The sequence below is a fragment of the Effusibacillus dendaii genome (assembly GCF_015097055.1).
Classification (GTDB): Bacteria; Bacillota; Bacilli; order Tumebacillales; family Effusibacillaceae; genus Effusibacillus; species Effusibacillus dendaii.
This window is the reverse complement of record NZ_AP023366.1, coordinates 1,396,671-1,421,695: the sequence shown is the minus strand read 5'-3', so window position 1 is coordinate 1,421,695 and position 25,025 is coordinate 1,396,671. Positions and strand designations below refer to the sequence as shown.

45 protein-coding genes, 1 pseudogene and 1 riboswitch are annotated in these 25,025 nt (G+C 44.6%); of the genes and pseudogenes, 39 read left to right on the top strand and 7 right to left on the bottom strand.

Annotation, left to right across the window (positions count from 1 at the left end):
* Window positions 1-50: 50 nt before the first annotated feature.
* Complete coding sequence (locus skT53_RS07700; RefSeq protein WP_200760514.1) at window positions 51-353, bottom strand: YunC family protein; 303 nt, start codon at window positions 351-353, stop codon at window positions 51-53.
* Window positions 354-525: 172 nt separating this feature from the next.
* Here skT53_RS07700 and skT53_RS07695 point away from each other — a divergent pair, with 172 nt between their 5' ends.
* From skT53_RS07695 to skT53_RS07670, 6 genes are all read left to right on the top strand, one after another.
* The gene (locus skT53_RS07695) at window positions 526-2,298 is read left to right on the top strand and encodes a B12-binding domain-containing radical SAM protein (protein ID WP_200760513.1); all 1,773 of its coding nucleotides are present in this window, start codon (window positions 526-528) and stop codon (window positions 2,296-2,298) included.
* Window positions 2,299-2,417: 119 nt separating this feature from the next.
* The gene (locus skT53_RS07690; protein ID WP_200760512.1) at window positions 2,418-3,494 is read left to right on the top strand and encodes a M42 family metallopeptidase; all 1,077 of its coding nucleotides are present in this window, start codon (window positions 2,418-2,420) and stop codon (window positions 3,492-3,494) included.
* A 154-nt stretch (window positions 3,495-3,648) separates the two neighbouring features.
* The gene (locus skT53_RS07685; RefSeq protein WP_200760511.1) at window positions 3,649-4,149 is read left to right on the top strand and encodes a divergent PAP2 family protein; all 501 of its coding nucleotides are present in this window, start codon (window positions 3,649-3,651) and stop codon (window positions 4,147-4,149) included.
* 19 nt (window positions 4,150-4,168) lie between these two features.
* Complete coding sequence (gene splB, locus skT53_RS07680) at window positions 4,169-5,233, top strand: spore photoproduct lyase (protein ID WP_200760510.1); 1,065 nt, start codon at window positions 4,169-4,171, stop codon at window positions 5,231-5,233.
* A 63-nt stretch (window positions 5,234-5,296) separates the two neighbouring features.
* Window positions 5,297-5,551: a hypothetical protein gene (locus skT53_RS07675; RefSeq protein WP_200760509.1), complete on the top strand. Its 255-nt coding sequence runs from the start codon at window positions 5,297-5,299 to the stop codon at window positions 5,549-5,551.
* 84 nt (window positions 5,552-5,635) lie between these two features.
* Complete coding sequence (locus skT53_RS07670) at window positions 5,636-6,085, top strand: hypothetical protein (RefSeq protein WP_200760508.1); 450 nt, start codon at window positions 5,636-5,638, stop codon at window positions 6,083-6,085.
* Here the strand turns inward: skT53_RS07670 and skT53_RS07665 are convergent.
* The 4 genes from skT53_RS07665 to skT53_RS07650 form a co-directional block, all read right to left on the bottom strand.
* The gene (locus tag skT53_RS07665) at window positions 6,082-6,348 is read right to left on the bottom strand and encodes a hypothetical protein (protein WP_200760507.1); all 267 of its coding nucleotides are present in this window, start codon (window positions 6,346-6,348) and stop codon (window positions 6,082-6,084) included. The two genes, skT53_RS07670 and skT53_RS07665, sit on opposite strands and share 4 nt — an antisense overlap.
* Before the next feature lie 94 nt (window positions 6,349-6,442).
* Complete coding sequence (locus skT53_RS07660; protein WP_200760506.1) at window positions 6,443-7,666, bottom strand: site-specific integrase; 1,224 nt, start codon at window positions 7,664-7,666, stop codon at window positions 6,443-6,445.
* Entirely contained in the window at window positions 7,654-8,625 is a 972-nt protein-coding gene (locus tag skT53_RS07655; protein WP_200760505.1) for an exonuclease domain-containing protein, read from the bottom strand. Before skT53_RS07655 ends, skT53_RS07660 begins: the two co-directional genes overlap by 13 nt.
* Before the next feature lie 157 nt (window positions 8,626-8,782).
* Window positions 8,783-8,868, top strand: a riboswitch (cyclic di-GMP riboswitch).
* 183 nt (window positions 8,869-9,051) lie between these two features.
* Window positions 9,052-9,423 (bottom strand): helix-turn-helix domain-containing protein, encoded by a 372-nt coding sequence (locus tag skT53_RS07650; RefSeq protein WP_200760504.1) that lies wholly within the window; start codon window positions 9,421-9,423, stop codon window positions 9,052-9,054.
* A gap of 155 nt (window positions 9,424-9,578) precedes the next feature.
* Here skT53_RS07650 and skT53_RS07645 point away from each other — a divergent pair, with 155 nt between their 5' ends.
* Both skT53_RS07645 and skT53_RS07640 read left to right on the top strand, forming a co-directional pair.
* Window positions 9,579-9,827 carry a helix-turn-helix domain-containing protein gene (locus skT53_RS07645; RefSeq protein ID WP_200760503.1) on the top strand — a complete coding sequence of 83 codons (249 nt, stop codon included), beginning with the start codon at window positions 9,579-9,581 and terminating at the stop codon, window positions 9,825-9,827.
* A gap of 23 nt (window positions 9,828-9,850) precedes the next feature.
* Window positions 9,851-10,039 (top strand): hypothetical protein, encoded by a 189-nt coding sequence (locus skT53_RS07640; RefSeq protein ID WP_200760502.1) that lies wholly within the window; start codon window positions 9,851-9,853, stop codon window positions 10,037-10,039.
* A gap of 218 nt (window positions 10,040-10,257) precedes the next feature.
* Here skT53_RS07640 and skT53_RS07635 read toward each other — a convergent pair whose 3' ends face one another.
* Complete coding sequence (locus tag skT53_RS07635; RefSeq protein ID WP_200760501.1) at window positions 10,258-10,440, bottom strand: Arc family DNA-binding protein; 183 nt, start codon at window positions 10,438-10,440, stop codon at window positions 10,258-10,260.
* 134 nt (window positions 10,441-10,574) lie between these two features.
* On the opposite strand from skT53_RS07635, the gene skT53_RS07630 reads away from it, so the two are divergent.
* Complete coding sequence (locus skT53_RS07630) at window positions 10,575-10,742, top strand: toxin-antitoxin system HicB family antitoxin (RefSeq protein ID WP_200760500.1); 168 nt, start codon at window positions 10,575-10,577, stop codon at window positions 10,740-10,742.
* Window positions 10,743-10,765: 23 nt separating this feature from the next.
* Entirely contained in the window at window positions 10,766-10,930 is a 165-nt protein-coding gene (locus tag skT53_RS07625) for a hypothetical protein (protein WP_200760499.1), read from the top strand.
* A 13-nt stretch (window positions 10,931-10,943) separates the two neighbouring features.
* Here skT53_RS07625 and skT53_RS07620 read toward each other — a convergent pair whose 3' ends face one another.
* The gene (locus tag skT53_RS07620; protein WP_200760498.1) at window positions 10,944-11,114 is read right to left on the bottom strand and encodes a hypothetical protein; all 171 of its coding nucleotides are present in this window, start codon (window positions 11,112-11,114) and stop codon (window positions 10,944-10,946) included.
* Between the two features lie 114 nt (window positions 11,115-11,228).
* Between skT53_RS07620 and skT53_RS07615 the strand changes: the two genes are divergently transcribed.
* The 29 genes and pseudogenes from skT53_RS07615 to skT53_RS07475 all read left to right on the top strand — a co-directional run bounded on the left by skT53_RS07615 (window position 11,229) and on the right by skT53_RS07475 (window position 25,011).
* Complete coding sequence (locus skT53_RS07615; protein ID WP_200760497.1) at window positions 11,229-12,017, top strand: phage antirepressor KilAC domain-containing protein; 789 nt, start codon at window positions 11,229-11,231, stop codon at window positions 12,015-12,017.
* A gap of 2 nt (window positions 12,018-12,019) precedes the next feature.
* On the top strand, window positions 12,020-12,199 hold the full coding sequence (locus skT53_RS07610) for a helix-turn-helix domain-containing protein (protein ID WP_404828940.1): 180 nt from the start codon (window positions 12,020-12,022) through the stop codon (window positions 12,197-12,199).
* A 22-nt stretch (window positions 12,200-12,221) separates the two neighbouring features.
* Window positions 12,222-12,755 carry a pentapeptide repeat-containing protein gene (locus tag skT53_RS07605; RefSeq protein WP_200760496.1) on the top strand — a complete coding sequence of 178 codons (534 nt, stop codon included), beginning with the start codon at window positions 12,222-12,224 and terminating at the stop codon, window positions 12,753-12,755.
* 2 nt (window positions 12,756-12,757) lie between these two features.
* On the top strand, window positions 12,758-13,006 hold the full coding sequence (locus tag skT53_RS07600; protein ID WP_200760495.1) for a hypothetical protein: 249 nt from the start codon (window positions 12,758-12,760) through the stop codon (window positions 13,004-13,006).
* A 17-nt stretch (window positions 13,007-13,023) separates the two neighbouring features.
* Window positions 13,024-13,431 (top strand): hypothetical protein, encoded by a 408-nt coding sequence (locus skT53_RS07595; protein WP_200760494.1) that lies wholly within the window; start codon window positions 13,024-13,026, stop codon window positions 13,429-13,431.
* A gap of 157 nt (window positions 13,432-13,588) precedes the next feature.
* On the top strand, window positions 13,589-13,762 hold the full coding sequence (locus tag skT53_RS07590) for a hypothetical protein (protein ID WP_200760493.1): 174 nt from the start codon (window positions 13,589-13,591) through the stop codon (window positions 13,760-13,762).
* Window positions 13,759-14,124 carry a BC1872 family protein gene (locus skT53_RS07585; RefSeq protein WP_200760492.1) on the top strand — a complete coding sequence of 122 codons (366 nt, stop codon included), beginning with the start codon at window positions 13,759-13,761 and terminating at the stop codon, window positions 14,122-14,124. Before skT53_RS07590 ends, skT53_RS07585 begins: the two co-directional genes overlap by 4 nt.
* 170 nt (window positions 14,125-14,294) lie before the next feature.
* On the top strand, window positions 14,295-14,612 hold the full coding sequence (locus skT53_RS07580; protein ID WP_200760491.1) for a helix-turn-helix domain-containing protein: 318 nt from the start codon (window positions 14,295-14,297) through the stop codon (window positions 14,610-14,612).
* A gap of 131 nt (window positions 14,613-14,743) precedes the next feature.
* On the top strand, window positions 14,744-14,956 hold the full coding sequence (locus tag skT53_RS07575; RefSeq protein ID WP_200760490.1) for a hypothetical protein: 213 nt from the start codon (window positions 14,744-14,746) through the stop codon (window positions 14,954-14,956).
* Window positions 14,953-15,810 (top strand): YqaJ viral recombinase family nuclease, encoded by an 858-nt coding sequence (locus skT53_RS07570; protein ID WP_200760489.1) that lies wholly within the window; start codon window positions 14,953-14,955, stop codon window positions 15,808-15,810. The genes skT53_RS07575 and skT53_RS07570 overlap by 4 nt, the downstream gene beginning before the upstream one ends.
* A gap of 10 nt (window positions 15,811-15,820) precedes the next feature.
* Window positions 15,821-16,693, top strand: coding sequence for a recombination protein RecT (gene recT / locus skT53_RS07565; protein WP_200760488.1), 873 nt, complete (start codon window positions 15,821-15,823; stop codon window positions 16,691-16,693).
* A 35-nt stretch (window positions 16,694-16,728) separates the two neighbouring features.
* Entirely contained in the window at window positions 16,729-16,911 is a 183-nt protein-coding gene (locus skT53_RS07560; protein ID WP_200760487.1) for a hypothetical protein, read from the top strand.
* A gap of 19 nt (window positions 16,912-16,930) precedes the next feature.
* Entirely contained in the window at window positions 16,931-17,293 is a 363-nt protein-coding gene (locus skT53_RS07555) for a YopX family protein (RefSeq protein ID WP_200760486.1), read from the top strand.
* Window positions 17,286-17,606, top strand: a complete 321-nt coding sequence (locus skT53_RS07550; protein WP_200760485.1) for an HNH endonuclease — start codon at window positions 17,286-17,288, stop codon at window positions 17,604-17,606. The genes skT53_RS07555 and skT53_RS07550 overlap by 8 nt, the downstream gene beginning before the upstream one ends.
* Window positions 17,603-17,827: a hypothetical protein gene (locus tag skT53_RS07545; protein ID WP_200760484.1), complete on the top strand. Its 225-nt coding sequence runs from the start codon at window positions 17,603-17,605 to the stop codon at window positions 17,825-17,827. The genes skT53_RS07550 and skT53_RS07545 overlap by 4 nt, the downstream gene beginning before the upstream one ends.
* Window positions 17,817-17,993 carry a hypothetical protein gene (locus tag skT53_RS07540; RefSeq protein WP_200760483.1) on the top strand — a complete coding sequence of 59 codons (177 nt, stop codon included), beginning with the start codon at window positions 17,817-17,819 and terminating at the stop codon, window positions 17,991-17,993. The genes skT53_RS07545 and skT53_RS07540 overlap by 11 nt, the downstream gene beginning before the upstream one ends.
* A gap of 2 nt (window positions 17,994-17,995) precedes the next feature.
* Window positions 17,996-18,493: a hypothetical protein gene (locus tag skT53_RS07535; protein ID WP_200760482.1), complete on the top strand. Its 498-nt coding sequence runs from the start codon at window positions 17,996-17,998 to the stop codon at window positions 18,491-18,493.
* Window positions 18,494-18,530: 37 nt separating this feature from the next.
* A complete protein-coding gene (locus tag skT53_RS07530; protein WP_200760481.1) occupies window positions 18,531-18,746 on the top strand; it encodes a DUF7167 family protein in 216 nt (71 codons plus the stop codon).
* A gap of 3 nt (window positions 18,747-18,749) precedes the next feature.
* A complete protein-coding gene (locus tag skT53_RS07525) occupies window positions 18,750-18,956 on the top strand; it encodes a hypothetical protein (RefSeq protein ID WP_200760480.1) in 207 nt (68 codons plus the stop codon).
* Between the two features lie 49 nt (window positions 18,957-19,005).
* Window positions 19,006-19,875 (top strand): annotated as a pseudogene (locus skT53_RS07520) (DNA cytosine methyltransferase).
* Between the two features lie 106 nt (window positions 19,876-19,981).
* A complete protein-coding gene (locus skT53_RS07515) occupies window positions 19,982-20,812 on the top strand; it encodes a DUF4373 domain-containing protein (RefSeq protein ID WP_200760479.1) in 831 nt (276 codons plus the stop codon).
* On the top strand, window positions 20,809-21,039 hold the full coding sequence (locus tag skT53_RS07510; RefSeq protein ID WP_200760478.1) for a LuxR C-terminal-related transcriptional regulator: 231 nt from the start codon (window positions 20,809-20,811) through the stop codon (window positions 21,037-21,039). Before skT53_RS07515 ends, skT53_RS07510 begins: the two co-directional genes overlap by 4 nt.
* A gap of 2 nt (window positions 21,040-21,041) precedes the next feature.
* Entirely contained in the window at window positions 21,042-21,338 is a 297-nt protein-coding gene (locus skT53_RS07505) for a hypothetical protein (protein WP_200760477.1), read from the top strand.
* The gene (locus skT53_RS07500; protein ID WP_200760476.1) at window positions 21,338-22,717 is read left to right on the top strand and encodes a helicase-related protein; all 1,380 of its coding nucleotides are present in this window, start codon (window positions 21,338-21,340) and stop codon (window positions 22,715-22,717) included. Before skT53_RS07505 ends, skT53_RS07500 begins: the two co-directional genes overlap by 1 nt.
* On the top strand, window positions 22,714-23,625 hold the full coding sequence (locus tag skT53_RS07495; protein WP_200760475.1) for a DNA-methyltransferase: 912 nt from the start codon (window positions 22,714-22,716) through the stop codon (window positions 23,623-23,625). Before skT53_RS07500 ends, skT53_RS07495 begins: the two co-directional genes overlap by 4 nt.
* A complete protein-coding gene (locus tag skT53_RS07490) occupies window positions 23,609-23,941 on the top strand; it encodes a hypothetical protein (protein WP_200760474.1) in 333 nt (110 codons plus the stop codon). Before skT53_RS07495 ends, skT53_RS07490 begins: the two co-directional genes overlap by 17 nt.
* Complete coding sequence (locus tag skT53_RS07485; RefSeq protein ID WP_200760473.1) at window positions 23,938-24,504, top strand: sigma factor; 567 nt, start codon at window positions 23,938-23,940, stop codon at window positions 24,502-24,504. Before skT53_RS07490 ends, skT53_RS07485 begins: the two co-directional genes overlap by 4 nt.
* Before the next feature lie 13 nt (window positions 24,505-24,517).
* Window positions 24,518-24,661 (top strand): hypothetical protein, encoded by a 144-nt coding sequence (locus tag skT53_RS07480; protein WP_200760472.1) that lies wholly within the window; start codon window positions 24,518-24,520, stop codon window positions 24,659-24,661.
* Window positions 24,658-25,011, top strand: a complete 354-nt coding sequence (locus skT53_RS07475) for a RusA family crossover junction endodeoxyribonuclease (RefSeq protein ID WP_200760471.1) — start codon at window positions 24,658-24,660, stop codon at window positions 25,009-25,011. The genes skT53_RS07480 and skT53_RS07475 overlap by 4 nt, the downstream gene beginning before the upstream one ends.
* The last annotated feature ends 14 nt before the right edge of the window (window positions 25,012-25,025 follow it).

Below are 25,025 nucleotides of genomic sequence, written 5' to 3'. Positions count from 1 at the left end.
CCGAAGTGGACGTGCGGTGCCTGTGCGTCCGCTTCCGGGAAGCATTTTTGTCAAATCATACGCAGCAGCGCTTCTTTCCCGCTCATTCCTTCTCGAATCCCTATTTCTTCCGCCTTTTTGGTGATCGACTCGAGCGGGAAATTGAGCAGATCCTCAAGGCTTCGCACGCCGACTGCGCGGCCCGCAATGATGCCGCGGTCGGCCAGTTTGTCGTTCAACAGCGATACGTCCAACGCTCCGCACATAATATATCCTTTCTCCGTCCGAATGGCAATCAGATTGGTCTTCGGAAGTTCCACTTGAACCCCGATGACTGTATGACCCTCAATTTCGATCGGTGTAACGGTTATCATTTGATTCCCTCCCAACATAATGCGGGGTATTTTTGCCCCGGATTTTTCGCCTTCTATACAGATATGGCGGGACAGGCTGAAAATGGAAGGGCGGATGCCGTGAATGGGAAAGAAAACTGTACTATACTAGGAAAAGATCAGGGTACTGGCTTAGGAATCGGAGGATTCATTTATGAATATATTGCTTTCCACACTGAATGCAAAATTTGTTCATTCCTCATTGGCGCTTCGTTACCTGCGCAGTTATGTAGAACCCTATTTTCCTGAACTGCGTTTGGTGGAGTATACGATCAACGACTTGAGTGAACGGATTGCGGCTGATATTTATAAACAAAAGCCGGATTTGGTCGGGTTTTCCTGCTATATTTGGAATATTACGGAAACGATTGCGGTTATCAAACGGTTGAAAAAGGTCCTCCCTCGCCTAAAAATCGTACTCGGCGGTCCGGAAGTGACTTATGAAACGAAAGAGTTTCTCGAACGGCACCCGGAAGTCGATTTTGTGGTGGTAGGAGAAGGAGAGCAAACGTTTCTGGAACTTTTGCAAGCAGTCAGCGTAGGGAGAGGGGCAGAAGGCATTCGCGGCGTTTCCTATCGCGAAGGCGATTTGATTTGGGAAAATCCGCCCCGAGCGTGGTTGCCTGATTTAAACGTAATTCCTTCACCCTACCAAAACCGGTTTGAAGAGTTGGAAAACCGGATTGTCTATTACGAATGTTCACGCGGCTGTCCGTTCAAATGCCAGTACTGCCTGTCGTCGATCGAGGATGGCGTCCGTTATTTCGACATAGAAAGAGTAAAGCGTGAACTGAAAACGCTGATCGATGTGGGAGTCCGGCAGATCAAATTTGTAGATCGCACGTTTAATCTGCATAAACGGTATGCGTTGGAGATTTTTCAGTTTTTGATCGAGAACCGGAAAGAAACGACGTTTCATTTTGAAATCACGGCCGATATTTTGCATCCGGATGTTGTCGATTTTCTGAACAAGAACGCGCCAAAAGGTCTGTTCCAATTTGAAATTGGCGTACAGTCGACCAATGATCTGACCAACCAGTTGGTGCAGCGGCGGCAGAATTTTGAAAAACTGTCGAACACGGTGACAAAAATCCGGGAAGGCGGCAGAATTCATCAGCATCTGGATTTGATTGCCGGCTTGCCGGAGGAAGACTATGCCTCCTTCAGGCAAACGTTTAACGATGTGTATGCGCTCAAACCGGATGAACTGCAGTTGGGATTTTTGAAGATGCTGAAAGGGGTCGGCGTGAAACTCCGGGCAGCCGAACACGGGTATGTGTGGAGCGACGAACCGCCGTATGAAATTTTCTATAACAATGTTCTTTCCTATGAAGATGTACTGCGTCTGAAGGGTGTGGAAGACATTCTGGAGCGTTATGGCAATTCGCACAAGTTCGATGTATCGCTGCCTTATATCATCGCGCAGGAGTTTGATACGCCGTTCGACTTTTTCCAGGATTTTGCCGACTATTGGGAAGCGAATGGTCTGTTTCGAATCGGGCACCGATTAAAGTCGCTTTATGAATACTTGTTTCGTTTCTTGGAGTCGCGTCACGCAAAACAGCTGCCTGTCATTCGGGAACTGTTGAAGCTGGATATGGCGCTTCATGAGAAATCCCGTCAATGGCCGGATTGGGTAGATCCTGAAAAGGATCCGGAACAAGTGCAACAAACGTATGAAATGCTGCAAAACGTAACGTGGCGGCAGGCGAACATCCCGGCATTGGCGGATGTGGCACCCCAAATGCTGCGCAAAAACGCATTTGTGATGACGCTTCAAGCGGATGTAGAAAAGGCGGTTACCCATCCAGAGCAGCCGCAAACGGGCGATTGTCGTGATACTGTGATTGTTTTCTACGACGCCCCGCATCGACAGGCTGGGTCTGCCGATTTTTATGTGGTGAAGCAGACCAAATTGTCTACATAGCGGTTGGTTTTTTACGCATCCTAACGTAAACAGGACTACTATGCAAAGTAGAATGTTTTATACTACAATAGAAGTTAGTTGTTTTTTACAGTTTTTTTAACAGGAATGGGGGGATTTGAATGGATCGCGTAATGGCGATGTTTAAAGAACTCACGGAAGCGGCGGGTGTTCCCGGCCAGGAACAGGAAATTCGCAGTTTGATGCGAAACTATTTGCAACCTCTCTCGGATGAGATTTTGACCGATAACTTGGGAAGCATTATCGCGAAAAAAACAGGCGACGCAAACGGACCGAAAATCATGTTAGCCGGTCACCTTGATGAAGTTGGATTTATCGTGACGCACGTCAATTCAAAAGGGTATATCAAGTTTCAGACGCTCGGCGGCTGGTGGTCGCAGGTGATGCTTGCCCAGCGGGTGTTGGTCAAAACGAGAAAAGGCGATATTGTCGGTGTGATCGGTTCCAAACCGCCGCATGTACTGTCGCCGGAAGAGCGAAATAAAGTGGTGCAGATCAAGGACATGTTTATCGACATCGGGGCGTCGAGTGCGGAAGAGGCAAAAGAATTTGGCGTTCGGCCAGGCGATATGATTGTCCCGATCTGTCCTTTCACGATCATGAAGAATGAAAAGTTTATCATGGGCAAAGCGTTGGACAACCGTTCCGGTTGCGCGTTGGCGGTTGAAGTCCTGCATCAATTGCAAAACGAATCGCATCCAAACATCGTATACAGCGGAGCGACTGTACAGGAAGAAGTCGGCCTGCGCGGCGCGATGACCAGTCCGCATGTAGTGGATCCGGATATTTTCTTTGCGCTTGATGTGGGAATTGCAGGCGATACGCCCGGGATGTCAGAGGAACAGATGCCAAACAGCAAATGCGGCAAAGGTCCGTTGGTCGTGCTGTACGATGCGTCGATGGTGCCGCACCATAAACTGCTGAATTTTGTGCTGGATACAGCGGAAGCCGAAGGAATTCCGGTACAGTTTGAATCGATGGCAGGCGGCGGAACAGATGCAGGTCGCGTGCATCTTCACAAAAAAGGGGTGCCGTCCCTTGTGATCGGGTTCCCGACCCGCTACATACACAGCCATGCGGCCATTATGCATCGTGACGATTTTGACAACGCGGCGAAACTTTTGCTTGCGGTCATTAAAAAGCTTGATCGGAACACGTTGGCTGACTTGTTGTCGTAAGACGGAACGCTCAAATTTTTTGAGCGTTTTTTTGGTCAATAGGATTTTATATATTATATCCTATCGACATAAGGGCAACTAAGGTTCGCCTGCGCTTAGGCTTGGCGAAGCCAAGTTTTCCTAACCAGATTTTTAGATGTGGCCGGAGGATCTCATGCATACGTTTTTTTTCAATTATCCGTTGGTGGCGGCCTTGTTGGCCACCTTTCTGGCGCAAGCAGTGAAGGTGCCCATTTATTTTTTAACTGATAAAAAGTGGAATTGGCGGCTTATTTTTAACACGGGTGGAATGCCGAGCTCCCATTCAGCTTCCGTTTCCTGTCTGGCAGTCAGTCTCGGGTTGACGGAAGGGTTTGATTCGCCTTTTTTTGCGATTGCTGTCACGTTGGGGCTGATTGTGATGTATGATGCGATGGGGATCAGGCGGCACGCTGGGGAAACGGCCATGGCTTTGAACAAACTGGAAGCGGATTTTGATCGGCATTTAGAGGAACAATACAAAGGCAGGGCGATGTTGTTTTATCGTCGTCGCACGAAACAATTGAAAGAAATGCTGGGGCATCAGCCGATTGAAGTGATTGTCGGTTCCCTGCTTGGCTGTTTGCTGGCGATTTTTCTGTATTATTTCTGGGGGGTCAGCACAGTTCATTCCTAGAGGGCGAGGGATCATACAGATGGCAACTATAGGTGAGAAACCGCTCGCGCTTCCCAAAACGAAGCCATTTATGCCGGATCTGGTGTTTTTTGAACCGAAAGCGCTCGATTACGAAATGGGAGACAGGCTTTATCGGCAATTTAAAGAAATGGGCACCCCGATTAAAATCACGCCTTCTCACAACCGGGTGGTCGGCATTCCGGGAGATACACCGCAGCAGGCTTACCGTAACGCCAAAAACACTTTGGTGGTGGGCATTAAGAAATCGATGGATTTGGAGCAATCAAAACCGTCTGCCGATTATTCACTTCCCCCATCGACCGGCTGCATGGGCCACTGTCACTATTGTTACCTGCAAACGACGATGGGCAAGAAACCGTATGTGCGTGTGTATGTTAACATTGACGAAATACTGGCGACTGCCAAGAAATATATAGAACGGCGAGCACCGAACATCACCACGTTTGAGGCAGCCTGTTCTTCTGACCCGGTCGGTGTGGAACATCTGACCGGGTCACTGCATAAAATGATCGAGTTTTTCGGGCAGGAGGAATTGGGGCGACTGCGCTTCGTTACCAAATATGCAAATGTCGATTCACTGCTGGACGCGCGTCATAATCAGCACACCCGTTTTCGTTTTTCAGTTAATTCCGAATATGTAATTCGCAACTTTGAACCGGCCACCTCCCATTTTCAGGAACGGGTGGAGGCGGCCGGTAAAGTAGCCCGAGCGGGTTTTCCACTTGGTTTTATTGTTGCGCCCTTAATGGTGTATAAAGGGTGGCAGGAAGGCTATGAAAAACTGTTTCGGACGTTGGCAGACACATTAATTCAGGAAGCCAAGAAAGATTTGACATTCGAACTGATTCAACACCGGTTTACGCCGACTGCCAAAAAAGTAATTCTGGAACGGTATCCAAAGACGAAACTCGAAATGGAGGAAGAAAAACGAAAGTATAAATGGGGAAAATACGGTCGCGGAAAATATGTATATCCGGATGAGCAGGCCCGTGATTTGGACGAAACGATTCGTCATTACATTGCAACGTATTTTCCGGAGGCAGTTGTCCAATACTTTACGTAAGGTGGGGCGGTGGCTGATTGTCGCACCTGCACGTTTTCCAAAACGTACGGCGGAGGTGCCGATATGGACAAGCGGTTACACCAGCAGTTGGAACAATCGGATGCGACAGAAAAAGTGATCCGGCAGGTAGAGAAGACGGCTGACGAATCCATTTTGGCGGGCATGGTCAAGACGGCCGTTCGTGCCAATGTTGGGGGCGCATCGGCAATTCAGTCTGTCGATATGTCGGCCGTACTGGATGAGATTTCGGAACGGGATAGTGCCGGTACGGAAGCACAGCATGACGGATTTCGGTACGATTATGACGACAATCGATAGAGCACACCGTTAAACCCGGTCAGTACGACCGGGTATCTCTTTAGCAGACAGGTATGTAGTTCAGACACCAGGAGGAGTTCACTCATGTCAAGAAAACTTGTATCTGCCGCCCTGTTTTGCTTGCTCTTGCTGTTTTCGAATCTGTGCGCATTGGCAGAACCGATGATGCGGGCAGACATTGAGCAGTTCGACGCGGGAGAAGGGAAAGTAACGAAACGGTTTTGCAACACGGAACAGATTCAATCGGAAGTCAGTCAGTGGCTCACAAAGGATGTACAGCTTGCACCCGAATCAAAAATTGACGTAAAGCAGGGACTGATTTTTAAAATTCCGCTGCAGCCACCCGTTCAGGTACAAAAGCTCAATATCACCGTATCGGAACTGTTTGTGATTGTAAATACAGGTCCCCAGCTACGCATGCTGGTGTTGGATCATAACCGGCCGTTCCTGTTGATTCTGAACCGGGATAAAACTTCCACATTTTTTAGTCTGTTGAAAGAACGTCCTGAAATGCACAATAATCCGTCTCTTTAATCGACCCACGTGCCCTCGCGGTCAATTTTTTCCAGGACCGTCTGCAAGGCGATTCTTTTATCACTGACTACATGGCTTCCGTAAATGACCATTTTGGCATTCGGGTCTTTATCCGTTCCGATTGCGTAAAATTTACCATCCATCGTTTCGAATAATTCAATCAGGAATTGCCCTTTCTCACATTGGAAATCAAACAATTCTTTCTTTACAAGATCCGATCCCTCCGGCAGTTCGACAGTCCGCCAGGCAGGTTGCTCCGCCATATGTTCCACATCCTTTTACCAGTTGATTCCCTCTCATTGTACATCTCTGGTAGATGAATTTGTTTGAAAAATACTCATAATTATAGGGTTTTCCTTATATGCTTTTATCCTTTGGGGACGAATTGGGGACGAATTTTCTCGGGTCAAATACTTCCAGGTTCCCCGCCAGCTTTTTGCTCATTCGTTTCGTTACCTTCGCGTAAGTGTCGGCCGTCATAGCAAACGTGGAATGTCCGAGTCGTTGCTGAACGCCTTTCAGCGTCACATCCGCATCAATTCCCTGCTCAATTGCAGTTTCTATCAACAGAGTGGCGGCCGTGTGTCTAAGGTCATGCAACCGGATCTTTTTTAGTCCGTGTTTTTTGATGAAGTCCCGCCATTTGATTGTTGGGGTGTGGAAATGAAACGGTCGGCCGAATTCGTTGTGAAAAACAAATTCGCGTTCTTCCTCCCATGCGTCCCCAACGTCATCCTTATACTTTACCCATTCTAACCGATATTGCCTAAGTTCTTCCATATACCATTCTGGCATATCTACCTTCCGAATGGAACTTTTAGTCTTAGGCGGTTTTATAATCGGTTGTTTATCGACCGTCAACGAAAGAGACTGCTCGATGCTAAACGTGCCTTCATCAAAATCTACATGTCGCCACTCTAAAGCCAACAATTCCCCGCGCCGAAATCCGCCGATCATGGAAGCGATAAAATACAATCTCCATAGAGCAGGTTCTTCGTATAGTTTCTGAATGACCTTCTTTGCTTCTGAGCTGTCGTAATATTTCATTTCTACATTATCGCGAGCTGGCATCTTTACGCCGTCTATAGGATTGTTTTGTATGACTTGCCAATCTTTCGCACGATCCAGAACATTTTTCAGAACCTTGTATATGAATTGTTTTGTGGCTCCCGAAAGCGGCTTCTCTTTTCCGTCCTTTCGTGCGGTAGGCTTGTCCAATTCGTTAAAAAAGTTAATAAGATGCATGGTTTTTATTTGATCGAGCCGCAAATGTCCAAGAGCAGGAAGGATCTGTGCTCGTAATTGGTAGGTGTAATGCTTCAGTGATGAGGGAGCGAATTTCTTTTCGGCGTATTTGGGTAACCATTCTCTCTCGGAGAAAGCAGAAAGCGTCATCTTTTCTGGGGCGATATACTCACCGGATTGAACTTCCGCAACAAACTTAGCCAGTTCGATTTCTGCTTCCCGTTTGGTTTTCACTTTGACTGTTTTTGTTCGCTTGATCCGCTTTCCGTTTGCGTCATATCCCGCTTCCACAACTAACCGAAAGCTGTTTTTCCCGCGTTTCTCTATCGATGCCATCTTACTCCCTCCTGAAAAAGAAAAGCCCGGGTGGGCTGGAATTTATTTTTTGGATTTTTTCGTCCAAACCACCAAACAAATCCGCCTACAACAACACCCGCCCCGATAAATCCAAAGGAAATAAATACAATTACCAAAAGGATTAACCAAAACACATACCACATCGGTTTAATGCTTGATTTTGTGCTATTCGGTTCAATTTTGGCAGCTTCTTCTTGCGGAATTTCGCCTTTTTCTATTTGTATTTCTCTAATAACATCAGCAATATTTACTTTCATTTCAAGACTCTGCTTTTCTCGTGGTTCTGGTCTTACTTGATTCTCTGCAACTTGATTCTGTATTTTCTTCAATCTGGCCTTTTCTTTACGTTCGTTATTTCGGAGTAATTCTTTAAAGTAATATTCACCTTTTGAATTTTTTTGAGAAAGCAACATCAAAGCGGCGCGAACATCATTTGCCGCTCTATGCGCGTTATTAACTTCAATTCCATGATCTTTCAAAAGATTTTGCAGACCTTTGGATGCAAACCCTTTACGCTTCCAGCCAATGCCATTCATGGAGCAGAGCCACGGCTTGTTCGTCCAATCAAGTTTTGGATATTCCATTTCGACAAATGAGCGATCGAATTTAGCGTTATGAGCCACAATAAACTCCGCTGAATGAATTAAAGAAATAATCTTGTCGTCATCTAATTCTTCGCCTTCTACCATATCGTTTGTAATCCCATTGACACGAGTCGCGGCTCGCGGGATGCGTTTTCCGATCGGTTCTTTAAGTCCTGTATATTCGTCTATAATATCGGTGAATTCTCCTGTCTTACGATCAAATTCAAAAAGAACAATTGAGAACTCGATAATTTCATCATCAAATGGATCTAACCCTGTCGTTTCAACATCGATAAACGCAGCTAATCCATGCGTCTCCGATTTTATTTGCGCGGCTGAACTTTGATTTTCCAACGCCATCCTCTCCTATATTTCAAATACAATGGAAAATATTTCCTTGCAAAACACGAACATACGTTCTATTATTATAAGTACCCCCTTAGCAAACTACTATTTTTACACTGACACTATAGACATAACATTCCGAAAATAATGTAGTAAAATGCATCTCCAACGATAAAGCCAAAACCGTCGAAAGACGGTGACGGAAAGCTATGGGGCTAACTCCACAATGGACATGCTTGCCAAGCTACCGAAAGGAAGGTAATATGGGTGTCTCAACAACCGCAATTTCCAAAAAAGAAAAAGGTTAAGACTAAGTCAGATTGGTCATTATTGTTGAAGAAGATCACGAAACTAATCATGGTAATAATTGTGGATTTAATTGACGGAAGATTTGATCTGTATTATCTGATTACGAAAATACTTACGTGAGCAGGGTTAACCCCTGTTTTTTATTTGGTTTCGTCTAATTTTTATCAGTTCTATTTGTTTGATTATATCTTTGATATCTTCCTCTTCGGCCTCCGGGAATTCAAATAATTCCCTTAACTTCTCAAATGGCATATTTCCAACAGCATCATACATTTCCCTTTCATCATCGGTTAGAATTTCTTTTGGATTCTCTACACGACCAAGCAAATAGTCAACGGATACACCGAAAAAGTCTGCCATTTTTCTTAATAAGTCATTGTCTGGTTGCACTCGATCATTCTCATAATGTGAATATCTAGCACGAGAAATCCCGAATATTCTCGCCACTTCTTCTTGAGTCCTTTTACCTCTTAGTTCCTTTAACCGTTTCCCAAGCATGGTTTTCACCACCTTCCCCAAGTATTATAGATAAAAAAATTATCATACGAAACAAATGATAAAATATTTTTCGCAAATGTATTGACGATAAATTATTTATCATGGTATATTGGTTACACAATGATAAAAAATTTATCAAAGAAAGGAGATCGAACATGAAACGTGAGCGTCTTATTTCCGAACGCAACAAGAAAAGGAAAACACAACTACAAGTAGCACAAGACCTTGATATATCCGAGGTTTATGTTCGGAAACTTGAAAGCGGAAGTGTTAATCCTGGGCGCGATACTATGTTTAAATTCGAGAACTACTACAAAGTTGATGCAAAAAAATTGTTCCCAGATATTTTTTTGCGATTCGATGATAAAAAAGTTATCAAAGACAAACCTTCCGCATCAGCCTAACCAAATCAAAGGAGAGATGAAAGATGGATGAACAACGTATCATGGATATTCAGGCGAAAGACGCGGATGAGCGACTTGTGATTGAGTGTCCTAAATGTTTGAAGGCAACTGAATATAAAATTCCACCTAATTATTGTGCGTTCTGTGGATCGAATATCGATAGAACTGTTTGTTCTGTGGGGAGTCCGCATGAAATCATTCGCGCCGATTGATGGGTTTAATAATCCCATCCCGGAAAAACGAAGTCTCTGATCCACAGTACGGACAATAACAGGCATCAACAGGGCAGGATTCAGGTTCATCGTCATTGTTCATGACGCAGTGTGGATTTGTGCAGTTGTTTCCATCCAATCCAAATCCACAATTCTGGCAGTATTCTGCACCTTCAATATGACGATCGAAGCCACAACGTATGCATGATTGAGACATATTATTCATCTCCTTCTGGAATTTCAATAACGCCGTGCTCATTCTCATACTCGGCGATGTATTGCTCGACAAGAAATTCGATCTGCATAGCGATGGAACGCTTTGATTTTTCAGCAATAACTTTGATCTTTTGAAAGTTCTCTTCTTGCAGACGCAATGTGAATTGACGTTTATCTGTAGCCATATACAAAATTCCTTTCAAAGTGAATGCAAATTGAATGCATATGTAGATTGTACACTTTTTTATTGATTGCACAAAGAATCATATTGACATCTAAGTGAATTCACCTTATGATGTAAACGAGGAGGTGAGTCAAAGTGAATTCACCTAAAAGAAGCCAAATAACCTTGCGTCTCAATAAGGATTTAGACGAAAGAATTGCACTTCTTTCAAATAAAATAGGTGTTTCCAAGAACGCCTATATTCTGATGGTGCTTGCGAGAGAGTTAGATGTGAAAAATGAACAAACATCCACGTCAGCCTAATCAAATCAAAGGAGAGATGAAAGATGAAAGAAATCGCAGGGATTATCGAAGAGCAAATCGAGTTTCTATCGAAAGCCAATTTTGAACTTAACGCAGTTAAGGACGGGGAAGAGGTTCGCCAAAACATATTGGTAATTTGTGAAGCGACACAACTCTTAATGGTTTTGAAGAAGGAGGGGCTTGCATAACAAGCCCGCGAGTTTAGCATACTTCATCAACTTTCTTAAAAATAATCTCGTACATGTCTGAAACTTTCTCGGCCACTTCATTTGCGGATCCTTTTGTAGTCAGACTACCAATAGAAACCTTCTCTAGTGCTGCCAAAGTAAGTTCTTTCGCAACTTGAATCTTTGCTTCACCATAACTCGACATTTTATACCCTCCTTCCCTCGAAGATACGGAAGAACACCACTCGCCAAAGTTCGATTCTTCCGATGACTCACTTCGATAAAGGAGAAGAAAAATCCTTGAAAGGATGATGTTTGAATGGATAATCTACCACAAATCTTTAACCATCCGGCTTTTGGAAATGTTGAGCTTCTAGTTGAAGGTGAAAAATTCTGGTTCGGTGCAACAGATGTAGGTTTAGCCCTCGGCTATTCTAACCCCCAAAAAGCTGTTAGAGATCATTGCCGAGCAGATGGGTGCACGATTCGTTCAGTCATCGACTCATTAGGACGAGAACAACAAAAACGATTTATCGACGAAGGCAATCTATATCGGTTGATCACCAAATCAAAGCTACCGGACGCTGAAAAATTCGAGTCCTGGGTGTTTGATGAAGTGATCCCTTCGGTAAGAAAGCACGGTGCCTACATGACACCAGGCACACTGGAAAAAGCATTGACGAGTCCTGATTTCTTAATCCAACTGGCAACCAAATTGAAAGAGGAACGGCAAGCGCGTCTTGCAGCAGAAAAAAAGATTCAACTCGACAAGCCAAAAGTGATTTTTGCGGAAGCGTTAGAAATCTCCAGCAACACGATCTTAGTTGGAGAACTAGCCAAACTTTTAAAGCAAAACGGCGTGGAGATAGGTCAGAATCGATTGTTCGAGTGGCTAAGAAAAGAGGGTTATCTCGGGAGTAAGGGCGAGTATTACAACCTACCCACTCAAAAGTCAATGGAATTGGGGTTGTTTGAAATCAAAACGACTACCGTAAACAATCCGGACGGAAGCGTTCGTGTCACAAAAACACCGAAAGTAACAGGGAAAGGTCAAATCTACTTTATCAACAAGTTCAAGCAAGAATTAGTTGGCGAAAAGGCGGTGTAATCATGAAATCCACAATGACCGTTAATGAAGCCGCAGAATATCTAGGTGTTCATGTTGACACGATTTACACAATGGTGAGAGAAAAGCAAATCCCACATGTGAGATTGCGGAGAAGGATCGTGTTCCGGCGAGAAACGCTAAACGAGTGGATGTCCCAGCAAGAACGCAAGATCAGTTCCTAAGCAAAGGGGAGAGTGAGAATCAATGAAACTCACACAAGAGCAACTCAACGAAATCCTAGAGGAGCATCGTAAATGGTGGTACTACGAGGAAGGCGGCGAGCGAGCCAACCTGCGCAGAGCCGACCTGTGCGTAGCCAACCTACACGGAGCCGATTTGCGCGTAGCATACATGCGTGGAGCCGATTTGCGCGGAGCCAACCTACACGGAGCCAAACTGTGTGGAGCCGACTTATACGGAGCTGACCTACGCGGAGCTGACCTACGCGGAGCTGACCTACGCGGAGCTGACCTACGCGGAGCCGACCTGTCAAATGCTAATGTAACGCGAGTCTATGGTCAAACCTTTATGTCAGTCGACAACATCGGTAGTCGCAACAGCAAAACCGTCTATCACGTTGATCTGGATACCGTATTCTGCGGCTGCTGGAAAGGTACGTTGAATGAGTTTGAAAAGAGAGTGGCGGACGTATATCCAGAAGGCAAATATCGTAAACAGTACGATGCGGCGATTCGGTTGTTTCGTGAGTTGGTACAAATCGCTAAGGAGAGTGAATGACCATGAAAACCTACACTGACATGTTCTTGGAAGCTGTGCGAATGAGGCCTGAACAATTCGAAAAGATGCTTCAGCACATCGCAGAGTCTCCTTTCCAAAGTGAATATGGGGATGTTTGGATCAGCAAAGAATATGCCGAGGCTGTCTGCACAGAACTATACGAAATGGCAGTTTATGGTGAAATGTGCAGTTATCACGATTTCGAGAAGTTGAAAGAAGATGATTCTGACTTACTAAAAATTGTGTATTGAAAGGATGGTGAATGAACATGAAAACCTACAGCGCGACTGAAATCATAAGCGTGTTAAAACCGGGTCAAAAAGCAAAAGCGGTAAACCGTCATAATTTCGTAATCGAAAGAAGCTGCGCCGGAATAAAAGACGTAAGCTTTGGTGGTTTAGATGATCCGGAATACGTTACTCTTAGTCCAATTTTTTTCAGCACCAAATGGCAAATACTACCGCGATACGTCAGCTTCGAGGAAGCGTTGAAGGCGTATAAAGAAGGGAAAACGATTCGGGTCGAGTGGTCTCATGATGAAGATCCAAACGATTGGGAAATGTTCAAAGACTTTCCTCATAATAGCCAAGTTTCTTTTTACCAAATAATTCATGGTCGATGGTCCATTGTAGAGGACGACACAGAAAGGGAGGATGACAATGCTATCAACGGCTGAACGCCTAGAACTCCCAACCATCTGCACTCTACACAAATATAGCGAGCCAGCATATCGCATGTGTCCAGAGTGCGGAGAGAAAACCTACTGCCACATCTGTGAAGCATGTATAGTAATCGACTGCCGCTTGTCAGAGCAGTCGCAAAAGGAGGCCTATATGAAAGACGAGACTTTGAAACAAGCGCTCGCCATATTTGCAAAGCGCATGAAAGAGGATGGTCAAACGGTAGCTTTCATCGAGACGAATGACGATGATCCGAAGTTGATTGAGTTTCACTATTCCACAGAGAAACCCATTGCACAGGTCAATATTGAGGAGGAATCGGCGTGACAAATCGGGAGATTGACGTACTGATTGAAAAGTACATTTTCGGACACGAGAAAATTGTCTGTCGACATGCGGAGGATGATTACCACGTGCTAATTGAATCGGATGGATGGGATGTATTAATACCTCTCAGGTACTTTACGGAATCAATATCAGACGCTTGGCAAGTGTTGGAAAAACTCAAGAATGATGGGTACGGAATCAACTTATACGGTCAGGATGGTTTTAAATGGCAAGTCCAGTTGTACGAAGGTCGAACGTATGGAGCAATAGTGACATTCGACGAGCTGATTGAACATACATCCGCACCAATGGCAATATGTCTCGCTGCCTTGAAATCTGTTGGTGTGGAAATTGCCACCTGACAATGAGAGGGTTTGCCAGGCGGCATTGAGAGGAAGTGAAGCATTTGAGAGGCTATTGAGAGGGTGTACATCGAGGTTGTTCTTGCGAGGTACATCTTTAACTCTACTCATAATTTTGTGATATGGAAGTAGGTTCAATATCACAAATTTGGAAGGCGGTGAAATCGAAGGTGGATTCAAAGAAAACGGGGGAACTATTAGGAAGATGTAGAGAACGAGCAGGGCTTACTCAACTGGAGTTAGCCAAAAAGATGTATACCACACAATCCAAGGTCAGCATGGTCGAATCAGGGGAACGAAAGATCAGTGTTACAGAGATGTTGGAATGGGTGGAGATAACTGGGCAAGAGGATTTTTTCCTGAAAAGTTTAGCGGAAGAAATGAAAGCCACAACATTTAAAAAAGCCTATGAATACAGGGAGGAAGCCGCTAAATACAAGCAGGTTGTGGAAACGATGAAAAAAGCCTTAGTGGGAGTAGGAGCGTGATGGGCGTGACAAATGAACAAGAAAAATCCCCATCGTCCGACAACGAATGAGGATTCTGGATGCTCATGGCATCGATATACACCTATCTAATTATACCACGGGCATCCTCAATAAACAAATGAGGTGAGTATATGAGCGCGATAAAACCAACTGAATTAATTGACGCAAACATCGTGATTCTCACGGATGTCATTGCACATAACAAAATGCTTAAAGAAACGATAAGCCACTTGGAAGCCTACTGCAAGAATTTAGAAGCGGAAAATGAGTCGCTTTCCAACCGATTGGCGATCAAAGAAGAACCCATAATATTGATCATTAATCCAGGAGGGAAGTCTATATGAGCATTAACATTCTAGCCGCAACCAAAGACATGGGCCGGGATGAATGGTTGGAATGGCGCAGGAAAGGAATTGGCGGTTCGGATGTATCCGCAATCGCCGGACTCAACAAATACAAGTCCGCCATTCAGGTCTATCTCGAAAAAATCGGAGAATGGCCCGAAGAAGATGAACAAAGCGAAGCCGCCTACTGGGGAACTCGCATGGAGGATGTAATCGCGGAAGAGTTTCAAAAGAGAACCGGAATCAAGGTCAGGCGCAGAAATGTGATGTTCCGACATCCGAAATATCCGTGGATGATCGCAAACCTTGATCGCGTGGTTATCGGAGAAAATGCGGGACTCGAGTGTAAAACCGCGTCGGAATATCTAAAGGAAGAATGGCAAGGAGAAGATATTCCGAACTCATATATGCTCCAAATTCAGCACTACATGGAAGTTTGCCAATTCAATCATATGTATATCGCGGTTCTGATCGGCGGGAATAAGTTTGTCTGGAAAAAGATCGAACGGGACCAGGAAATGATCGACTACATTATCAAAATCGAAGCGGATTTTTGGAGAAAAGTAGAAACTCGCACCATGCCAATGGCGGACGGTTCTCCCGCCACTACAGAAGTGATGAAAATTCTGTATCCAAAATCCGACCGATCTATTTGCAATCTACCGGACGAAGCAAAACTGTATATCGATCAATACGAAGCATACAAAGCGGAAGAAAAAGAAGCAGCAGAACGGGCAGAGGAAGCAAAGAACCGACTCAAAATGATGCTCGGTGACAAAGAAATTGGATTTGTGAATGAACGGAAAGTCTGCTGGAAAAACACGGCTAAAGGCCGCAGATTCACGATCGAATAGGGGGATAAGCATGGCAACTCAAAAGCAACAGGATTTAAAAAACGCACTTTCTACAGTGGCAGAAAACAGACCGTCACAAGTAGATCCGGCAAAAACCATCGACGGTATGCTCAAAAGATTGGCTCCTCAGATTGCCAGGGCACTACCAAAACACATGACCGCAGACCGTTTGGCACGAATTGCATTAACAACTATACGGCAAAACCCGAAACTTTTGGAATGTACACAAGAATCCCTTATGGGAGCTGTGATGTTGTCGGCTCAGTTAGGACTTGAACCAGGTCCTTTAGGTCACGCTTACTTAGTTCCCTTCTGGGACAGCAAAACAAATTCCACAAACGCACAGTTCCAGATTGGTTATAAGGGAATGATCGACCTTACCCGGCGGACTGGAGAAATACAAACCATTACCGCCAATGAAGTCTACGAAAATGACACCTTTGAAGTGGAATATGGAAGCAATGGACACCTTACACACAAACCGTTCATGCACGGAGAGCGCGGAGACGTGACCAAATATTACGCCTATGCCAAAACAAAAGATGGCGGCGAGTATTTCTACTACATGACCAAAGAGGACGTAATCAAGTATCGCGACAAATACACGAAATCAAAAAACTTTAAAACAGGTGAGATATACGGGCCGTGGGCAACGGAATTCGATGCCATGGCAAAGAAAACCTGCCTGAAACAGATGATCAAATACATGCCGCTATCCGTAGAAGTCCAGCGTCAACTAGCCCAAGACGAAACTGTGAAACTTGATATGGACGAGGATATGACGATGGTTCCAAATGCGGATATTGAGTACGAATATAATCCAGCTACCAATGAAGCGATTGATACACAGAAAGAAACGAATTCAACACCAGGGGCGGAATAATCCGCTCCTGCTAAAACCAAGTGAGGTGGACTGGTTTGGAAAAGATAATGCTAATTGCTTCAATCCCCGCCATACAAACGGCAATAAAAGTTTCAGGTGATGGATCAGCAAGGATCCAACTGGATGTGCCTGCATCAGAAATGGCTCCGCTTATGAAGTTAATCGCCTTCGGAAGAGGGAAAGCGTTGAAAGTAACATTCGAGAAAGATGGTCAATAATGCGGGGAGTGGTTTAACAATGAGGGAGATAAAATTTCGGGCGTGGGATAGCAAAGGATGGATGCGTACGGATTTCAGTCCGTCTATGATTTACGACGTATTAAATATAACGGCCTTTGACTTGATTTGGAACAGCCCAGATTTTGTAAAAATGCAATACACCGGACTCAAAGATCGGAACGGCAAGGAGATTTATGAGGGGGATATCCTCCGCGACGACGAGACGGGATTAAACTTAGTCGTTTGGGACAACGGAGCATACTGGATTCGACCGGTTTATGATGTCGTAGATACTTATATGGAATATTTATCTGATTACAACGAGGTATGCGAAATCATCGGCAACATCTACGAAAATCCGGAGTTGTTGTCCGATGTTTGAAGTCCGGGCGGTACCGAAACCTAGCTACCCAAGAAAAACACTAAAACGCAAATCACGTTCCGAATTCTCTCCCAAAGTCCGCAAGTTAATTCTGGAACGCGACAACTACCAATGTGTCCGGTGTGGCAGAATAGCAGAGCATATCCATCATTGCATCTATCGTTCGCAAATGGGTGGAAATCAACCGTGGAACGGTGCGAGTGTCTGTCTGATCTGCCACAACCTAGCCCATACGAAACGGGAAGTACGAGAATGGTTTGAGCAGTTTAGTGAGCGGTTGAAACAACAATATAACGTGGAGGAATGGGAATGAGTAAAATCTGCAAACATGACATATTAAGGCGCAGTTGTTATACCTGTGACCTTGAAGATGAAGTGAAAGAGTTACGGGAAGAAAACGAACTATACCGCAAAGCGTTGGAGAAAGTAAATTATTACAATTCTGACACAGTAACGAATGATCGCCGTATAAGGCATATTATTGGGCAAATTGTAGACGAAGCCCTGAAAGTAGATAGTAAAAATGCTAAGTAAAGAGGAACGCGATCAAATACGAGAAAGATGGGAAGATTACACGTCATCACTTGTATATGCAGATGATGCGATAACGGATATTCTCATGCTGCTCGATGACCTTGACGCAAAAGACATGGAGATTGAGCGGCTTAAACACCTACAGTACAAAGAGGGGGATGAATAAGCATGAATCTTGTAACTATTGAAAACGAATTAATTCGATTGTTCAACGAACGTAAGGAAGCTGTGAAAAATCATGAAAATTTCATGAGTCAAAACATGAAAGAAATAGAAGAATTAAAACGCCAGAAGGAAATGTGCTTGAAAGGTATTGATCTCAACAAGATCAAAATTGCGGAGTCTCTCTTGCGGGTAAAAGGATTGAGTTATGGTCAATATAACGACCGTTGTGTAACCGAAGCGATTAAAGATATTGCCCAAGGCGCGCCAAAGATGTCAGAAGGGTATTTCGGAGTCAAAAATTATGCTCACTGGACACACCAAGAAAGCGATCATCCGTATGGATACGGACCAAGACATGGTTCAATCGTGTTTTCAGTGGGATTAAAGAACCCCAAAGAAAAACTGACAGAAGAGCAGAAAGAATGTTGTTTATATTATCTAAACCTTTTACGAAATAGAGAAATGCGTGAAGCAATTGTAAAGAAAGACATGATGGATTAGTTCAAGCAATTAAACTAACGAAAGCGAGTGGTTATAGATGGCTAAATTTGTATTCTTTTGCAACACGGGTTTTGCTGGAGCAAACCATAGAGAAATAATTGAAATTCCAGACGAAGAATTGGTCGGTCTATCTGACGACGAGAAACAAACCCTGCTACAAGAAGCGGTTGAAGAATGGGTGTGGAGTAAAATCGATGTCGGTTTTTGCGAAGTTGGAGAGGATGATGAGGAATACGGGGTAAAGAGGGAATAAGGGATGAGTAGATTGGAAGAAATCAAAGCGAGATTCGCTGACGCACCAATCGACATGGCATATCTAATTTTCAGAGTAGAGAGGTTGGAGAAAGCGTTGGACGACATTTTATACCACTACCCGACACCAATAGATATTGAACTTGATTACGAGAAAGCCTATAGCGAGATCAAGGAAATCGCCAAGCGAGCAAAGGAGGAGTCCAATTGAAACTCATAGCCTGCGGTGAAGGCAGGAAGAGGGTGAGTGTTGTTTGAGGATGCTTGATTTGTTTAGTGGAATTGGAGGCATTTCGCTTGCAGCTAGTTGGGCTGGTATTCAAACAGTAGCTTTTTGCGAAATAGATCCGTTCTGTCAAAAGGTATTAGCGAAACATTGGCCTGATGTACCAATTTTTGATGATGTGCGCAAAATCAATCGAAATGCGCTTATTGAAAGGGGAGTGATGAAAAATGTATCCGAACCAGCAATTGACCTTATTTGCGGCGGATACCCATGACCTTGCCAACCCTTTAGTCTTGCCGGGGAGCGACGAGGCGCGGAAGATGACCGTCACCTCTGGCCGGAAATGTTTCGCATTATACAAGAAATCCGGCCCTCTTGGGTGCTTGGTGAGAATGTTGCTGGACACATCAGTTTGGGGCTCGACGATGTGTTATCTGACTTGGAAAGCATCGGCTACGAAGCACAAGCGTTTGTTATTCCGGCTTGTGCCGTCAACGCACCGCACAGAAGGGACAGGGTTTGGATTGTGGCCTACTCCAACAGCAAACTATGGAAAGAATATAACGTTACCGCCGTCAGCAAGGAATTGGGATTCAGTTCCTGGGGAGATTTTGCGAAGATTTTTCCCAACTCCTACGGCGAGTCAGGATTACAAGCCTATTCGACCATTAGCACCGTCGGAAGCGAACGGAACACATGGAACGATGCTAGTCGGGGCGATTGGAGAAGCATACCCGGAACTTATTGGGATGTATTTGAATCCCCAATTTTCGGAGTGGTTGATGGGCTTCCCGATCACATGGACCGAGTTGCCGCGCTCGGAAACGCTGTAGTACCTCAACAAGTCTACCCCATCTTAAAAGCCATTGCAGAAATTCAAAAAGGAATGGAGGAAATTGCTTGAACAGGGGTGATTCTATGAAACTCATAGCCTGCGGTGTACGAATCAACGGGAAGTGGAAGAAAGTTGTGTTTGCGAAGTGAAACTGCCATAGAGAGGGATGGCATATATGGCAAGACCGGTCAAAGAAGGAATGGATTACTTCTCGCATGATACGGACGCGGTCAATGACGAGAAGATTGAGGCGCTTAGGATGCTATACGGAAATGATGGGTACGCTTTCTATTTCATCCTGTTGGAGAGGATCTATCGAACAAACGATTTTGAACTAGACATTTCTGACGCAGAAACTATTCAGATACTCGCCAAAAAAGTAGGAGTAACGGAAGAAAAATTCCATCAGATATTACAGTCAGCTTTGAAGTGGAATTGTTTTGATCGTGAAGCCTACGAAAAAAGGAGGGTGCTAACGAGTTCTGGCATTAAAAAAAGGGCAGCGACAATCATCGAAAAACGCGCTGCCATGCGGGAAAAATACCGCAAATCGAAGTTAGTAGTTTCTGAATCAGAAACCACACAAGAAACTATACCAGAAATCCCACAAGTAAAGAAAAGTAAAGTAAAGAAAAGTAAAGTAAATAAAAATATATATTCTTCGGATTACACACCTGAGTTTGAACAATTTTGGATTCACTATCCCAAGAAAGTGGAAAAGCAGGCGGCGTTTAAAAAGTGGTGTGCCAGACTGAATGAAAAAGATTCTCCTACTGCTGAAAGTTTAATTGAGGCCGCCAAAAATTATGCGATATTTTGTGCGAATGAAAAGACGGAATTTCGATTCATCAAACACCCTAAAACATTTCTTGGGCCTAGTAAGCCATATGAAGATTATTTGCAAGCAATACCAATCAAACAAGCAAGCGAAACAAAATCAGGGACGAAAATACATGATTTCCGATCAGAATACGTCGATAAACTCAAAAAGGCGGGATTGAAATGAACCGATTAGAAGCGTTAGCGATCCTAGCACAAGAGAATCAACTTAGACCGCGTCATATACAGATCATCGAGCAGTTACTAAGCGGCAAGAACCTGACGGAAACAGCGGAAGAATTAGGGATCAGCTACAGAACTGCCAAAAATCACATGGAGCGTATATATAGCCTAGGCGGTTGGCGCAACTTCCACCAGGTAGCCAGTTCCATCATGGACATCATGGAGCGGTAGTTATGATTCGGTTGATTCAGGCGTTCGCTGATCTGGGGTATGGGCGAAAAGAGCAGGAACAAGCGATTGCCGAAGCATTAAACGAATCGAAACATATCAGCAAACTCTCACAGCAAGAGATCAAGCGAGTTCTAAAACATATCGGCATCGATGAGGAATACGACGATCTGCTCAAGCGATTGGTCACAGGTGCGGAATACTTGGAACGCGAGGATTTGACACCGCAGCAACGAGAAAAGGCACAAAAACGATACGACGAGTTAGATATGAGATTTCGGAATTTGAGGGGGTGGGTGTAGTGAATTATGACGATTTTATCAAGTCAAAGCAAATTGAAGTTCAGCCTACGGGGTTTGAAGCGAAAGAACTGCATCCTGCATTGTTCCCTTTCCAGCGTGATATTGTCCGATGGTCGTTGAAAAAAGGGAAAGCTGCCATATTCGCGGGGACGGGATTAGGGAAAACGATCATGCAAACGGAATGGGCCGAACAAGTCCATCGGCATACAGGAGAAAACATTTTAATGCTTGCCCCTCTCGCTGTGGCCTCGCAAACCGTGCGAGAAGGGCAGAAGATAGGCGTTTACATCAATCTGTGTAGGGAACAGAAAGATGTGAAGCCTGGACTCAATATAGCAAACTACGAAATGCTGCACAAATTTGACATGGAAAAGTTCGTTGGAGTTGTATTGGACGAATCCTCAATCTTAAAAGCCTATGATGGGAAAATGCGTAATCTGATTATCGATTCTTTCAGGCAAACACCGTTTAAATTGGCCTGTACAGCAACGCCTGCACCGAATGACTACATGGAGCTTGGGAACCATGCAGAATTCTTGGGTGTTATGAGCCGTACCGAAATGCTGTCCATGTTCTTTGTGCATGATGGGGGAGACACCAGCAAATGGAGATTAAAAGGCCATGCGCAGAGCAAATTTTGGGAATGGGTCGCATCATGGGCGGTGCTTTTACGAAAGCCGTCAGACTTGGGATATGAGGATGGAGAGTTTAATCTTCCGCCATTAAACGTACAGGAACACATCGTTGAAGCCGATTCGATGGAAGGGCATCTATTTCCCGTTGAGGCACTGACGTTGCAAGAGAGACAGCAGGCAAGACGTAGCACGATTGAACAACGGGTAGAAAAATGCGCGGAGATTGTAAACAGTACAGAAAAGCCATTTCTGGTGTGGTGCGATTTAAACAAAGAATCCGAACTGCTGACAAAATCAATACCAGACGCAGTGGAAGTGAAGGGATCTGATTCTCCGGAACACAAAGAAAAATCCATGCTTGATTTCGCGGAAGGTAAAATCCGTGTTCTGGTCACAAAACCGAGTATTGCGGGGTATGGAATGAACTGGCAGCATTGTGCGGATATGGCGTTTGTCGGTCTTTCAGATTCGTTTGAACAAGTCTTTCAGGCGATCCGAAGGTGCTATCGGTTCGGTCAAAAAAATCCGGTCAATGTCCATATGATCATCAGCCAGTTAGAGGGCGCGGTAGCATCCAATATCAAGCGCAAAGAAAACGACTTTGAACACATGGCGAACGAGCTGGTGAAATACACACAAAAGATCACGAAAGAAAATATCCAATCTACCAAACAAGAAAAAACGGATTATAAACCGCAAGTGAAAATGTTAATTCCGGATTGGTTGAGGGGGAACGCGGCATGAATGTATTGGATCAGAAGATTACAGAACATTATGCGCTTTACCACGGCGATTGTGTGGAAGTGACAAAGGGTATACCGGACAATTCGATTCACTTCTCCATTTTCAGTCCTCCGTTTTCGTCGCTGTATACCTATTCCAACAGCGATAGAGACATGGGGAATTGTAAAAATGATGACGAGTTTATGATTCACTTTCAGTTCCTTGTGAAAGAACTCTATCGGGTGACGATGCCGGGCAGACTTGTGTCGTTTCACTGCATGAATTTGCCAACATCAAAACAGCATCACGGTTTCATCGGGATTCGGGATTTTCGCGGGGATTTGATTCGTGCGTTTGAGAAAGAAGGATGGATTTTTCATAGCGAGGTATGTATCTGGAAAGACCCGGTTACGGCTATGCAGAGGACAAAAGCATTAGGACTCCTGCACAAAACGATCCGAAAAGACAGTAGCATGTCGCGTCAGGGGATACCAGATTATCTGGTGACGATGAGAAAGCCGGGCGTAAACCTTGAGCCAATTTCACATACACACGAAGAATTTCCGGTCGAACTCTGGCAGAGGTACGCGTCTCCTGTATGGATGGACATAAATCCATCGAACACTCTGCAATATATGTCGGCGAGAGAGAACGAGGATGAACGCCATATATGCCCCTTGCAGCTAGACGTAATAGAGAGGGCGTTGATGCTGTGGAGCAATGAAGGGGATACGGTTTTCTCACCGTTTGCAGGTATTGGCTCGGAAGGATACACCGCTATCAAAATGGGACGTAGATTTGTGGGCGTGGAGCTGAAAAGAAGCTACTACGAATTGGCGAAAAAGAATCTGGACAGCGCCGTATCAGCAACAAAGGAACTGACAATTTTTGATCTGATGGAGGGGAGCGAAGTTGAAAGCGTTGGATAAGGTTGATAGCCCTGAAATACTCGCTATGCTTCGTGAAACCAAAAACTGCCTCAATTGCGGAAACAGGATCCCGAGAGGGCATAGATTCAAAATCAAACAAGGGTACTGTTCGGCTCGTTGCTACTACGAAAAGCCGCCCAAAATGGCCTATCTGGAATATCGCTTTGGTCTACCGATACGCGACATACTCGTGGAGACGCTGAACAGTTCGGAAGCCAGCATGGAGATCAAGGCACAACTGCTCGGGATTCCGAAAAGAAGGCTGTATTACTGGATCGAAAAGTTAAACATTCGCCGGGCGGTGGTGTGGAAATGAATTTAAACGAACTGGCTGTACAAGCCAAAACAGACGAGAGGGCATTTGAGAGGCTATTGAATAACGGGGTACGCTGGATGATCCGAGAAAAAGCGAAAAACTATGCCTGGATAGATGGCTACGACGAGGCATATCAAATGGCAAGACTTGCGGTGTGGGAAGCGGTGAACAGTTATGATCCGGGAAGAGAATCTGGCTTTTACAACTTCGCTGTCCGAGTTATCACAATGCGCATGGTGGATTATGGACGCTCGTGCTTTCGCGATAAGCACAAGTTTATTCGGCGAGCTGAACCGTTGGAATGGGAGGATGAATTCGGGGAGATTGTCCATCATCCGGAAGCATTTTACGAGTTAAACTTTAACGCAGGTGTTTTTCGTCAAGAGTGCATCCAAACCATCCGAGATGCAGGATTGACGGAACTTGAAAAAGTGGCATTGCAGAAATGGATAGATCGTGAATCGTATGAGTGCTCCAAAAGTTTGGATAATGCGATACAGAGAGTCAAAAGAAAACTCCGGAAAAACGAACGGCTACAACAACTGTATCAAGAAATCGGGTGAAGGAGAGGATGACATGATTCGCTTACTATTCGGAGCGGCAACTGTAATTTGGGTATTTTGTGCAATGGTAGAGATTAATCGACCAGAGCGCAATCTTTGGAGAGTGGCTGGGGATACGGGGATGGCGTTGATCTGCGCGGGGTTGATGTTGGGATGAAGATCACCATTCCCGGCACATTGCCAACTATGAACGAGATTATTGACGTGTGTAAGAAGCATTGGGCGAAATACTACGACATGAAAACCATCAACACGTACGTAGTTAAATTTGCAGCAAAGAATCTACCGCACATGAAACGGATTAACCTCACGATTCACTGGTACTGCAAAGACAAGCGTCAGGACAAAGACAACATCATGGCCGGCACAAAGTTTATATTGGACGGATTGAAAGAAGCCGGCGTAATCGAAAATGACGGATGGAAACAGATCGGAGATATAAACAATCGCTTTTACGTGGATAAGGAAAATCCAAGAATTGAAGTGGAAGTGGAGGAGATTGCATGAAAGGCGAACTGAAA